This window comes from Catalinimonas alkaloidigena (assembly GCF_029504655.1).
Taxonomy (GTDB): Bacteria; Bacteroidota; Bacteroidia; order Cytophagales; family Cyclobacteriaceae; genus Catalinimonas; species Catalinimonas alkaloidigena.
Window position 1 is genome coordinate 3483617 of the sequence record NZ_JAQFIL010000001.1, and the last position, 13790, is coordinate 3497406.

The window sequence follows — 13790 nt, forward strand, 5'->3', positions numbered from 1 at the left end:
AGTTTATCATTATGAAATACATTTTTACGGTAAACAAAGGAACAATAAGTGGAATTAAGTCATTTGACAGTCTTTATTATTGCTTCATCGTATGCTTAATCGTTTTACTAAGCAATACGAACACATATGCACAGTGCTCTTTGGGTTATAAATCTGGTAATGATGTATTAAGCAGGCCTATATTATGCGCAACTGAAAGTTATGAATGGAAGGTCTGGTATACCATTGACGGGGCTCCCACTAATGTTGAGTTTGAGTTTTTTTGGGGTGATGAAGCCACTCCGGGAGCCAGTCAGATTGTTACTCCTACCTTTGTAGGAGTAGTTGGAGGGGGTAATAGATATGAAGCAACTGTTCCTCATAGTTATGACAGAGATGCTGGAGAATGTAATTATTCACCTACCGTATTTTTAAGAATGGACGGTGTCCGCTGTACCAGTTCTGACCAGACCCAGAATGTAACAGTGTGGGACATAGATAACAGAAATGGAGGAGAACTGCTCATCAACCCTGAAGTATACAGAATCTGTGTAGGTGAAGGAGCAAGCCTTAATTTTACTGACAATACCATATTTAACTGCGTTCCTGCCTCTGGAGAAAATGACCACATTAACAATCTGGTAAGATGGATACAGTGGGTATATGGTACGGGTCCATCTTCTCTTACTGGTGTACAAGTTAATGGAACTTCTCATGCATATCCTTTTGATGGTAATGTAACAGACCTTCCTGGTCCAGTCATTAACTCGGGAGAAACCAGTAACTTAATTACTGTAGCACCTACAACCGCAGCCGATTTGGGTAAGCAGTTTGAAGTCACTCTAAAAAACTGGAATTATTGCAACCCCTATGATGCGTATACTACTGATGGATATCTAAATCCTGCTACTGCTGGGGGCGACAATCCGTTTATTTCACGCACTGCACGGATTATTGTCGTTGAAAAATCTAATCCATCATTCCAGACACGACTAAATGATAATAGTGGACAAGTACAAACTGATTTTTGTATTGACGACCAGATTTATTTCCAAAACCTAACTGCTGGCATTGACGATGATGGAGATGGTACAGATGACTCCAATTATCAATGGGTTTGGGAATTTTATGATGATGATACGCAAACCACTCTTTTAGCTACAAAAAATGGTAAAAACCCTACTTTTAGTTATAGTTCGCCCGGAGCGAAATCCATTAAGCTCATTGCAAAAGACTTAAATTCTGTTGGACAGTGTGGAGGTGAAATCGTGGTGGATGTTAACATACTTTCCACCCCTACAGCCGATATTAATGTAACTGATATAAATGATAGTGCATTAACTGATCTTTGTTTTGACCCCACAAATCCTCAGAATTTTGATGTTCGCTTCCATGATGTATCTACAAATTTTGAAGCTAATTCTACTTGGGAGTGGAATATCTATGATCCAGCTAATACGCTTATTGACAATCGGTCTGGAGGTGGAACGCAGGGCTATGTACAGCAAACTTTCACAGCTCCAGGCACATATATGGCTGAACTAATTTCTTCAGCAGTGGGTGTTGACTGTGAAACCCGGGATACAGCTTATGTGCATATTTACGAAGTGCCTACAGTAGATTTTAGTGCGGATGAAATTTGTGCCAACGACAGTACAACTTTTAAATCGCTGGCAAGCCTGAGTACAGTGGTCAATGGTGACCAGATTGATACATATGAGTGGGATTTTGATTATGATGGTGTCACCTTTAATGTTGATGCTATTACTACTACTGCTGATCCTCTTAAACACAAATTTATAAGCAGTGGTACTTTTCAGGTAGCTCATAGAGTAAGTACTCAAAAAGGTAAATGCTCAGCCATTTTGGTAAAGGATGTTACTGTTATGCCTCTACCAGATGTTAGTTTTACTGCCAGCCAAGTAGAAGGTTGTTCACCTTTGGGAGTAGATTTCTCTCCAAATACTTTGTTAACTGACCAGCCAACGGGTATTGATAGTTACATCTGGTATGTCAAAGACCTAAAAACCAATGTTGTTTATAATACTATTGTAAGCCCGGCTGAAGATAATTTCACTACTTCATTTCTAAATACACAAACTTCATATGCAAATCATGAATATGAGATTTGGTTAGAGGCCAAAGCCAGTAATACCTGCGATGTAATAAGCGATACGCTTACGATTATGGTATACGCAGGACCTCCATCAGAATTTAGTATTACTAATCTTAGCGGTTTAGATGCTAATTGTGCTCCCAGAACCTATGATTTTAGAGTTGATGCGAGAACGCGTACTTTAAACCCTGACCTGTATCATTGGGAAATTATGGATTTAGCAGATAGCAGTATTGTACATCAAACTACCGAGCCTGGTACTGAACCTACTTTATCCTTTACGCTTCATAATGAAACCAAAATCCGAAAAAAATATAGTATTTCTTTACTGGCTGAGAAAAGTGGCTTTTGTTTCTCCAGAACTGAAAAAATCGTAGATGTTAATCCAGTACCAAAAGCAGATTTCACCTATGAAATCATTGATGTTGATTGTGAATCGGTAGTTTATAAAGTAAGTGCAAAGGAAAAAGGACTTTTCTATGACTGGCAGATCTCCCCTAGCCCCCTGAATAGCCCTGACTTATCAGAAAGCAGCTTTGAAGTACATTTCCAGAAAGGCAGCACGTCAGCATATAATGTAAAAATTACTTTACAAACAGAAAATATTGTTGGCTGTGTTAGTGAGGCAAATGTTCAAAATATTCAGGTTGATCCAAAAGAAAATATAGGAGCTTCATTTATTGTTAGCCCTACCATTATGGAAATTCCTGATAAAACTATTTCTATCACCAATACTACCAACTCGGGTGACTGGACATATTTATGGAATTTTGGTGATGGTAATACTTCTACTGCAAAAAACCCACTTTCTCACACTTATGATAAGCATGGTGAGTACAAAGTAAAGATGAGAGCGGAAGGACTTTACTGCTATGAAGAAGACTCAGCCACTATCATTATCAAGCAATCACTACCTCAGATAGACTTTAGCTTCACCAGTATTGAAGGCTGTCTTCCTCTTGAAGTTGATTTTACCAATAAAACTTTATTTGCTGATACTTCTACTTACCTCTGGGATCTGGGAGATGGTACAGTAACTAACGAGCTTCATCCTGTCCATACCTATACCGAATCTGGTATTTATACTGTAAGCCTTCAGGCAAGTAATGAGTTAGGCGTAGTGATGAAAAAAGAAATTGATTTGATTGTAGATTTGGATCAGGGCCCTAGATCAGATTTCAGAATTCGTCTGGCACAAGCATATTTACCTGGTCAGGAGGTTCATTTAGTAAATCAAAGTCAGCGCTCTGAGTTCTTTTTCTGGGATTTTGGAGATGGAACTACCAGTACCGAAACCAATCCAAAACATGCCTATGAAGAGGTTGGGCATTATGAAATTATGCTTGTAGCTTCTAACGCTTTGGGCTGCGTTGATACATTAACCCAGGAGATCTTTATTGAGCCTTTCCACCCTCAGGTAGATTTTACTTATGAGCCTCCGACCGGTTGTAGACCTCTTACTGTTCAGTTCAGAAATTTATCAAGATTTGCCGAGCCAGGCACCTACCGATGGAGCTTCGGAGAAGGTGAAGGTGTCTCTACAGAGGAAAATCCCAGTTATACTTATTATGAGCCGGGTATGTACACAGTAATTCTTGAAGCCAGCAATAGCAATGGCGTTACCATGCAAGCAATCAAGGAGTTTAGCGTAGAAGTTTACGAAACCCCTAGAGCATCATTCAATCTCAGACCTCAGGAGGCTTTTCTCAGCGAGCCTATCTACTTCGTAAATCTAAGTGTAGATGCTACGAACTATTACTGGGATTTTGGAGATGGAACTACATCAACAGAATTTGAGCCATCCCATGTGTACGAATCTACGGGTGTGTACGATGTTACTCTGGTTGCCGAAAGCGAAAAAGGGTGTACAGATACGCTTACTATGCTTAGTGCAGTAATCATTAAAGAAGGAGGCAAAGTTAATGTACCCAATGCATTTACGCCTAATACTACTGGTCCGGGTGGTTCTGATGCCGGATCTGCCAGTAAAAATGATTTGTTCCTCCCTGTTTTTGAAGGCATCACCCGCTTCCAAATGATGATTTATAACCGCTGGGGTGAACTTCTATTTGAAAGTGCTGACAAAACCTACGGTTGGGACGGCTATTACAAAGGCAAACTGTGTCCTAAAGATGTATACGTCTACAAGTTGGAATTAGAGTTCAGCAATGGCAAATCAAAATCAATTGTAGGAGATGTAACACTCTTGCGATAATTAAGAATAACCATGAAGTCAGGATTGTTGAAGAAAATTATCTGCTTAATACTGTTTGCTAGTTCTATTTATGCTGAAACTAAGGCACAGGATCCTCAGTTTACGCAATATTATGCTGCCCCTTTGTATTTGAACCCTGCATTCGCAGGAACTACCGGACAGCACAGAGCCAGTGTTAATTATCGTAATCATTGGTCTAGTTTACCCCGTGCATTTGTGACTTATGCTTTCGCCTATGACTACAATCTACCTGCAAGTAATAGTAACATTGGTGTAATTATCTCTACTGACAGAGCCGGTACAGCAAACCTTAGTTCTACCAATGTAGGAGCGATATATTCATACACTATTCCCCTTAATGACAAAATAAGAGCTGTGCCTGCATTTCAGATAGGGTACACCACTCAAAGTATGGATTTCTCCAAACTTATCTTTGGTGACCAACTAGCATTTGGAAATGCTGACGCTCCCACTACTGACCCAGATATAAGAAGCCTGGAAAACAATAACCATTTTGACTTCGGAAGCGGTTTGGTTATCTACGGCAGTAAATTCTGGACGGGGTTTGCCCTACACCATATCAATCAACCGAATCAAACTGCACTGGATGGAGAGAGTAAGCTCTCAATGAGGATTACTGTTCATGGGGGTATGAAAATCCCAATGAAACTTGGTCCAATGAAAAGTGGAATTGAGTCCAGTATTAATCCTTCTTTCAATTACCGAAAGCAAGGGAGATTTGATCAATTAGACCTTGGCTTCAATTACTATTACCGGATGTTGATGTTGGGGCTTTGGTATAAAGGGATTCCACTCCAACAAGATATGCCGCGAACTATTAACCATGATGCGCTGGCGGTATCGTTTGGCTTATCTTTTAATAACATGAACTTTGGTTACAGCTACGATATGACGGTATCCAAACTCGGTCCGGCCTCTTCTGGTGGATCTCATGAAATATCACTGGTAATGGAACTTCAGTTCTCAAAAAGGCCTGGTAAAGTGAGTCGTAAAGACAAGTATAATCCCTGCCCAGCTTTTATGCCAAATTATCTGTGGAAGCCCTAAACAAGTGGTCATTAATGCTGATCACTGTTCAATATATAGCAATTGGTATGTGATGGGATTATAAGATAATTCCGAAACTAAAAGCATTAAGCTGCGGGCCTTTTCCTTCAGCGAACAGTTTGTTCAAATCATAATTTGCGAATATGTCTATACTCTTAAATCCCATTTGTAGTCTTGCTCCATATCGCCAGCTATTCAAATAAAAACTATTCCAATCCTTATCTCTTCTTCTATCACCATCATTTTTGTATACGGCTTTTGAATGTGGACCAAGTCGGTAACCAGCGTACATACCTAATCCTATTCTAAATCCATCATTTTCATGGTAAGAAAAGGGCTCCCAGTCACTACTTCTATTTTTTCCAAATATAAACATAGGTACCAGACTCACATTCAGATAAGGAACCACCAATTTACTTTTGATAGGCGATATATCAGGAGTTGGATCTTCATAGAAAAAAACTCCATCGTCTAGCTTTTCTATTCTGGTCCTTTCGTTCTCAAATTTAAAATTATACCAGCTTACATTAGCTCCCCAGTCTATGGATAATGGTCCGGCAATGTGAGTAGAATTCATACCTCCCAGGGAAACATACCAGGAAACGATTGGGTTAACTGAATACAACTCACTTTCATCACTTGGAAACTTACCATTACTTAAATAGTTGTTCAACCCAAACTCAAAAATGAAAGTGCTGCTAGTACCAGATTTATGTTTTTTGTTAAACTTTACGTCTCTGTCCTCATACTTTTTATCCTCAATTGATTCACTCAGCCTATCTAGTTCCCTCTCCAGCCTTTCCACTTTTTCTTCTAATCCATTTTTTTCCCTAAATTGGTTGTGTTCTTCCTCATCATCATAATTTCTTTCCAGAATATATTGTGTACCAGAACTATCCTGCATGGTAATGGTCAAATTATCATTACCTTCATTTGCTTTTTCATTTAGCTCTCTGATGATTTTATTAATATCATACTGACTTAGTTGCTTAAGCTCATTGCCACTGCTGGATATTATCTTTATTTCTTCCTGCTCAGAAAGTCTGATGATAATGGTATCAGGTGAGGTATTCGCATACACCTCTGTCAGTAAACTGCCCCAAATCAAGGGCAGCAAAAAAAGATATTTTATAGTTTTCATGGGTAAATGTTGTTAAGGAGTAAGTTCGTTCTCTTTTTTGCTAAATACCTTAGCCAGGAGTTCAGCTTTGGCATTTCTGATCTCTGAAAAAGAAATATTTGAGTTCCTTAATTCACTCAGAAGTTCAAGTGCGATATTTTTTTCTTCATCATCGGGTGCTGCACCAGGTTTGTATATGATTGTTACGGGTGTATTTATATCAGTTTTTACCGGCTCCATCGCCAAGAGTTCTTTTTCAAGCGGGGCTAAAGGCTCAACGTTTACTGTTTCTACACGCTGAATTTGCTCCAATTTGGGTTCATCATCAAAATTATCGCTTTGTTTTTCATCCCTAGAGGCATACACAAGCTGAGCATGAGGCGTAGGCTGAGTATTTTGCTTATTAAGCATGTCCTTAGGTTCCTTGCTAAGAGGCTGTTTGACTATATTTTCAGCATCGTTATTTTGATTTTTATCACTTCGCTCATTTGTATCCGCAGTAGTATTAGAAGATCTTTTTTCCTCTAACGCCAACAGATTTGTTTCCTCTTCTGGAGAAAAGTCTTTTTCAGATGCTTTAGGTATTATAGTTTCAGTACTATTCTTATCGGCAAGCTGAGTATCAGTCTGAGGCTGGCTACCAAACCACCAGCCAGTTCCACCGAGTAGTAAAAGCAAAACTACCGCAGCAACTCTCCAGAATATAACTTTTCTCTTAGCATGTTGCTCTTTATCCAAAGCCGAATTTAACTGATCCCATCCATTGGCTGGAGGAGGAGTCTTATGGTGATACAGCTTTTCAGAAAATATTTTATCAAAATCATGCATAGTGTTCTACCCTATTTGATTTTTATCGTTAATGGACTGATCCTGTTTGAGGATCAAATTTCTTAATAATTGTTTTGCCCTACTCAGTTGGGACTTACTAGTGCCTTCATTGATGTTTAACATAACAGCTATCTCTTTATGAGAATACCCTTCAATCACAAAAAGGTTAAAAACTGTACTGTAACCCAGTGGCAGTGATTGTACCAGATGCATTAAATCCTGTTCCACTAGATGATCAACTCTAATGCTCTTAGCTTCATTGGCTTCTTCAATATCCACCTCAAGATACATTGTTTTGTTTCTACGGATATACATCAAGGCTTCATTTACTATTATTCTTCTGATCCACCCTTCAATACTGCCTTCCTTTCTAAAATTTTTGATGTTTTGAAACACTTTCATAAATCCTTTGAGCAGCACATCTTCTGCCTCAGCTGTGTCCTTTACATATCTGAGGCAAACTGTATGCATTACCGGCGCAAAACGCTCATATAAGTCATGCTGCGCTTTTCTGTTTTGCTTAATACACCCTGTGACTAAGTGGTCCAAAGATTTACTTTTGCGAAGTTTAAGGCTCATGTCAATATTAAACTATTCATATTCAAGATGAGCTTAGTTGTTCTGAGGTTGCATGCTTGCTAATTTTTTTTTGAATTTTGGGTAACTAGCATTAAAATTCGTGAAAATCCTTCTATGTTAACAGGCATAAATGCATAAGATGATAGATTTGAGAAGTGATACCGTTACTAAACCCACCCCAGCAATGCTGGAGGCTATGATGAAGGCCGAAGTAGGTGATGATGTGTTTGGTGAAGATCCTACAGTAAAAGCACTGGAAGTAAAGACCGCAGAAATTTTCGGAATGGAGGCAGGTATATTTTGTCCATCAGGCACGATGACCAATCAAATCGCAATCAAAATACTGACCTTACCCCAGCAGGAAGTGATTTGTGATAAGCGTGCCCACATCTATAACTATGAGGGCGGTGGCATTGCTTTTAACTCATTGTGCTCAGTAAAACTGGTTGATGGTCCCAGAGGGATATTATCCATAGATGATATAGAAGCAGCGATAAATAGTGATGATATTCATTATCCACAAACTGCTTTGGTAGCGCTGGAAAACACTGTTAATAAGGGAGGTGGAGCTTACTATACATTAGGCCAAATCAAATCCATACATCAGCTGTGTAAACAACATGGCCTTCCACTACATTTAGATGGTGCAAGGGTTTTCAATGCGCTTACAGCCTCTCATGATACTCCCGCTGATTATGGAAAATACTTTGATACTATTTCTGTTTGTCTCTCTAAAGGGCTAGGTGCTCCGGTAGGCTCAGTTTTGGTGGGCAGCCATGATTTAATAAAAAAAGCAAAACGTGTAAGAAAAGTCTTTGGTGGTGGTATGCGACAGGCTGGTTATCTGGCTGCCGCGGGTATTTATGCATTGGATCATCATGTAAAAAGACTGGCTGAAGACCATATAAGGGCAAAAGTTCTGGCTGAAGAACTTCAGAATAAAAGTTTTGTGAAAGAAGTTTTCCCTGTAGATACTAATATCATCATATTTTCTCTACAGCACATGGACACAAAACGTTTTCTGAATGCATTGAAAGAGCATGATATTTTAGCAATTCCATTTGGAAAAGATGAAATTAGAATGGTTACGCACTTAGCGTTTGATGATGATTCATTAGAAAAAGTAGTGGACGCTTTAAAAAAAATGGACCGAAAGCCAGTCTAAATGCCGGCTATCGGTCACACATCCTCCAATAAATTTACCCTGTACTGACTTAGACAGTAAGCTTGTACAAATGGTTGGAAACACCTGAAAAGTTTTTCAATAAATATCCCAGTTGCCATCAAGGTAATATTTATACAAAACTGGATTATGCACCGTGTTTACCTCTAAATCATCATGATCAGAAAGAAAAAATTTTTTCCCAAAAGAAGTCATTAGTTGCATCGCTTCCTGATTCAGCCAGGCTGTTTCTACCTCAGTAAAGCTTAATTGCTGTAAATTTTCTTTAAGATTCGGCTTAGGATATTCTGTTTTCACTCCTATCACCCAGCCCCATTCTCCAAGTGTGAGTATCTGATTATGCATAGGCTGAGTCTTAAAGCCTGCCTCAGCCATGGTTTTATCAATACAGTAAAATGCCTTAGTGGCAAAGTATGGGCTTCCTGCCTGGGTAATTATTGTCCCATTAGGTCGCATTTGCTTTGAGGCTAAAGTGTAAAATTCAAGCGAGTAAAGTCTACCTAACTCTACAGTTTTAGGATCCGGCAAATCAATAATCACGACGTCAAAGTATTGATTGGTATTTTCCAGAAAGTGAAATGCGTCATCATTGATAATCTCTACTTTTTTGTTCAGCAAAGCTCCCTGATTTAATTCTAATAATACCGGATGTGTTTTACCCAAATCTGTCATGGCAGGATCCAGATCCACCACAGTAATGTTTTCAACTTCCGAGTATTTTAGTATTTCTCTTACGGCACAACCATCCCCACCACCCAGGACTAGTACATCCTTTACTGCAGGCAACAGCTTCATAGCAGGATGTACCAGTGGTTCGTGGTACATCTGTTCATCCAAAGAACTTAATTGCTGATTACCATTGATATAGAGCCAGTGGTGATCTTTCCACTGGGTAATGACTATTTTCTGATAACGGCTTTGTTTCTGGTAGATGATCTTATCTTTATACCGCTGTTGCTCTCCAAACAAAATAATCGGCTTTGCTAGAAAAATACCGGAAGCTAAAACCAGGGCTACTAAAAAAGCTGTCAGGCCTAGTCTTTTTTTGACCTTTGTGGCAATAGCAGTCCATAGCACAATAAGTAGAAGCAGGGCAACCAGAAAGTTAATGAGACCTAATACAAAAGGAGTGTATGTAAGTCCCAGATACGGTAGCCCTACAAATGCAAAGAATATTCCTCCCAGCAAACTCCCGTAATAGTCTTTTTCCATTACTGATGAAATATTCACTTTCAGTTCTTCAAACTCATCATTCAAGCGGATTACCAGTGGGATCTCCAAACCGATCATAAGGCCAATGAGTATGCTAAAAGCATAGATAATAAAGCCGGTATACATGGTAAAAGCAGCTGCGGTATAGGCTAGCAAGGCTGCAAAAGCCGAGAAAATTGAAAGAGTAAACTCCACATAAATAAATTTCTGGAGGAGGTCTTTCTCAAATATTTTGGACAAACGGCTTCCTAAACCCATGGAGAAAAGCATCATTGAGACGATGATGGTCCACTGGAAAACTGAATCTCCTAAAAAATAAGTCGCTAAGGTAGAAAGGACATACTCTGCAACAATTCCGGCCAAGCCAGTAGCAAAAAGTGCAATTTTCAGTACGTTTGATCTCAGCTTTTTGCTGATGGTATGTTCAAAATTTTTAGGTGATGCTACAGACATAAAGTAATCAACACTGATCCGCCAATATAGGCAAAGGCTTCAATCAATCCTGCTCCGGTATTAGGTTTGTCCTGATTGATAAGTTCATCGGTAAGACTACGTCCCGGAAGCAATATTTTATCAGTTAGGGTTCTGGCTATGGGTAGAAAAATTAACCCAATCAGAACATCAATGCCTACGTTGATGAATGATTCCTGCCAGGAGACAAAGTCAATCATCAGGCCATAGCGTATCAGATTGGCTATGGCTACCAGGGCTCCCGCGAAACCTAAACCTACCGCTACATTATCTTTTTCAATATGGTCATGAACATCAAAAGGTGTAATCCAGCTGTAAAAATAGGCCGTAATAATTAGGATAATCTGCCCTACTACCCAAAAAACCAATGCAGTGACTATTCCGCCTCCTTCGCCTGAAACTGAACCCAGGATGATAAGACCGGTAGCAACAGCATTGGCACCCTCTATCACACCTGTACCTACGTTCCGGTCTTCAATAATTTCTTTATACACCACAAACTTGCGGAGAATTATTTTGTCATTGATAATGATGGATATGTTGAGCAATACAATGGCGAGTAACCCATAAATTGCAATGTCCATTACATCTATCCATATTCCGTTACTTGGGCCGACCACGGCACTGCTAATGGCCAATAATAAGCCAATAAAATAACCCACATGTGCTACAGCAAAGGCTAAATTATCTTTTTCTACCAGCTCCTCTCCCACCTTGATTTTGGACTGAAACAGTTTATATACAAATTTTCCGATTAGAAATAAAAGAAAGCATTCTGCCAGATAAATTAATGCCGTTAGGGCAGCATCTAAGGTAATCATGTGTGGTTAGTTAAGCTTAATTGAATGAATAATTTAATTCTATTTGCCAAAGCCACCTCCTCGGGAGCGCATACTGGAAGAACTATTATACCTGCTACCTGAACGAGAAGTCCGGTTACCAGAGCGAAAAGCCGAACTACTACTACGACTTGAGCTCCAACGGGTATTGGGTTTGGCAGCTGTAGTATAGGCACTCCCCGTACCATAGGCCCTTCTTCCATTATTAACCACCGGTCCGTAATAAGGCCTGCCACTTTGGCGATAGCCACGATAATCGTCATAATAGGAGCGCCTGACAGGAAATGTAGCCAGGTTAAGCATACTACTTAGAAAAGCATACTGACCATAAAATGCCCAGAAGCTGTTTCCCCCTGCACCTTGTTGCCAATGTCCATATTGTGGATTACCCACATAATTTGAATAGCCCGGTGGGCTTACAGATTTGGTTACTTCTCCTTCCGCTGTCTTTGCCGCTATTTCCATTCCCATATCATTGGCATGGCTATTAAAAAAACTTTCACTCACTTTGTACCAATCAGTAATCTGTTCTTCAGGTTCGGCTTCCGGAGAAGATTGCTTGAGGATACGGTATTGATGTTGGTAATCCTTAAAAAAAGTCCCCTCTACATCCATGTCATATAGCATGATAGAGTAGATGGGCGTATCTGTCATCTCTTTGATCATTTGATCAACTGGGTTTTTCTGAAAGTCATTGTTGGAACATGCACTTAATAAAAGCATGAATATGACAATACAAGATTTATTTTTCATATGCTTCATTTCTACTATGCTACTCATTAGTCTTGTTCTAAGTTATTTTAATAAAAAGCTTAAAACAAAAAAATCGCACTCAAATGAGTGCGATTCAAAATTATATTAAGCCGAAATTTTTAGTAAACTAATTCTTTGTTATCGTTCTTTTCAATTTTACGGATCACTGCATTGGCTCTACGATCAGCAATTTGTTGTTTCATTTGAAACCACTTCTTACCCAAAGCTTTCCTCATTGTCCAATCAAGCCCTTGACGTACGCTGATATTCATTAATCCTTTGAAGCGCTTGGAAAGGTGCGGATTTAAAGAACGAAGACTCATTCCAAATCCACCTTCAGTATATTCAATATAATGCCAGTACTCTCCGGGCATAAAAAGTGTATCTCCATGTTTGATTTCACACTCAAAGCCTTTTACATACTGAAGTCCGGGATATCTGTCATAATCAGGTTTCACTACGTTAACTCCGGTATGAACATTAAGTGGATAACGATAGAGTAATTTTGAGTACTCGGGTGAAAAAAGAACTACACGTCTTTTGCCCTGAAACTGAGTTAAAAACACATTAGACATGTCTATATCCTGATGCATACGTGCCACCGAACCTTCTCCACCAAAAAACATATAGGGAAAGCCCTTTAAAAACTTGGTTTTAATATCAGGAAACTCAAAGTCATCCATCAATTCAGGGCAATCTTTAAAGATATTCCATAAATGCATTCTAAGATCAGTAGGCGTAGATGCAATCAGGTCAAGATATTCCGAGAACTTCATCTTATGATGAGGTACTTTCATGGTCTTATCGAGATCTGACTCGCGGTTTTCAAAAACTCCAATTGTCTTGTCTCCAGCCACTTTTTTGAAATATCCAAAATCCCACTCCTCATATGCTTTCGTACCTTTTAGTAATCCTCTAAGAATAACAGGTTTTTGGGGTAGAAGATAATTTTGCTCAAACTCTCTTAAGTCAATATCTTCAATAATATCAACAGGATGGTTGTAGTCTATTGCCATGTCAATAATGGATTATCCGTTATTAAAATTATTGTTACACAAAGCTATAATAATTATGAAAACCTTACGCTATTTTTTAAACTATGTAAGCAAAAATTTCAAAAAAATGACAATAAATGTCACTTTTTATGCAATGCATAGCCTTGTAGTTAACAATCTTTAACTCATCAGATTAATAAATGTTACATACAACATTTTAATAGTATGCCATGCCTGCACTAGATAAGTTGATAGTTCATTAACTTAATCGCGTTAATGAGTAGTTTTATGAAACTGTGGGTATAAATTGCCCTGAAATGAACTATACATCTATTACTCTTTCTTTATATAGTAATTCAGGTTAATTTGAATATAGATTAAATTACTGTGTACAAAACCGCTTCTATTAATCAGAATTTACGACTCTTCTTT

General features: G+C 38.8%; 10 protein-coding genes. 3 read left to right on the plus strand and 7 right to left on the minus strand.

Annotated features, from left to right (window positions below):
• The first annotated feature begins 140 nt into the window (after nt 1–140).
• Together OKW21_RS14170 and OKW21_RS14175 are read left to right on the plus strand one after the other, a co-directional pair.
• Nucleotides 141–4310, plus strand: coding sequence for a PKD domain-containing protein (locus OKW21_RS14170; protein ID WP_277480248.1), 4170 nt, complete (start codon nt 141–143; stop codon nt 4308–4310).
• A gap of 12 nt (nt 4311–4322) precedes the next feature.
• Nucleotides 4323–5378, plus strand: a complete 1056-nt coding sequence (locus OKW21_RS14175) for a PorP/SprF family type IX secretion system membrane protein (RefSeq protein WP_277480249.1) — start codon at nt 4323–4325, stop codon at nt 5376–5378.
• 58 nt (nt 5379–5436) lie between these two features.
• Here OKW21_RS14175 and OKW21_RS14180 read toward each other — a convergent pair whose 3' ends face one another.
• Genes OKW21_RS14180 through OKW21_RS14190 form a run of 3 tightly spaced genes read right to left on the minus strand, consistent with a single transcriptional unit; the run spans nt 5437 to nt 7875 of the window.
• The gene (locus OKW21_RS14180) at nt 5437–6519 is read right to left on the minus strand and encodes a hypothetical protein (protein ID WP_277480250.1); all 1083 of its coding nucleotides are present in this window, start codon (nt 6517–6519) and stop codon (nt 5437–5439) included.
• 12 nt (nt 6520–6531) lie between these two features.
• Nucleotides 6532–7326 (minus strand): hypothetical protein, encoded by a 795-nt coding sequence (locus OKW21_RS14185; protein WP_277480252.1) that lies wholly within the window; start codon nt 7324–7326, stop codon nt 6532–6534.
• 6 nt (nt 7327–7332) lie between these two features.
• On the minus strand, nt 7333–7875 hold the full coding sequence (locus OKW21_RS14190; protein ID WP_277480253.1) for an RNA polymerase sigma factor: 543 nt from the start codon (nt 7873–7875) through the stop codon (nt 7333–7335).
• A 169-nt stretch (nt 7876–8044) separates the two neighbouring features.
• On the opposite strand from OKW21_RS14190, the gene OKW21_RS14195 reads away from it, so the two are divergent.
• Nucleotides 8045–9070 carry a threonine aldolase family protein gene (locus OKW21_RS14195; protein ID WP_277487689.1) on the plus strand — a complete coding sequence of 342 codons (1026 nt, stop codon included), beginning with the start codon at nt 8045–8047 and terminating at the stop codon, nt 9068–9070.
• 96 nt (nt 9071–9166) lie between these two features.
• Here OKW21_RS14195 and OKW21_RS14200 read toward each other — a convergent pair whose 3' ends face one another.
• From OKW21_RS14200 to OKW21_RS14215, 4 genes are all read right to left on the minus strand, one after another.
• Entirely contained in the window at nt 9167–10753 is a 1587-nt protein-coding gene (locus tag OKW21_RS14200) for a polyamine aminopropyltransferase (protein ID WP_277480254.1), read from the minus strand.
• Nucleotides 10744–11592 (minus strand): DUF350 domain-containing protein, encoded by an 849-nt coding sequence (locus OKW21_RS14205; RefSeq protein WP_277480255.1) that lies wholly within the window; start codon nt 11590–11592, stop codon nt 10744–10746. Before OKW21_RS14205 ends, OKW21_RS14200 begins: the two co-directional genes overlap by 10 nt.
• Before the next feature lie 39 nt (nt 11593–11631).
• Nucleotides 11632–12363, minus strand: coding sequence for a hypothetical protein (locus tag OKW21_RS14210; protein WP_277480256.1), 732 nt, complete (start codon nt 12361–12363; stop codon nt 11632–11634).
• A 119-nt stretch (nt 12364–12482) separates the two neighbouring features.
• Nucleotides 12483–13379, minus strand: a complete 897-nt coding sequence (locus tag OKW21_RS14215) for a cupin-like domain-containing protein (protein WP_277480257.1) — start codon at nt 13377–13379, stop codon at nt 12483–12485.
• Nucleotides 13380–13790 lie beyond the last annotated feature (411 nt).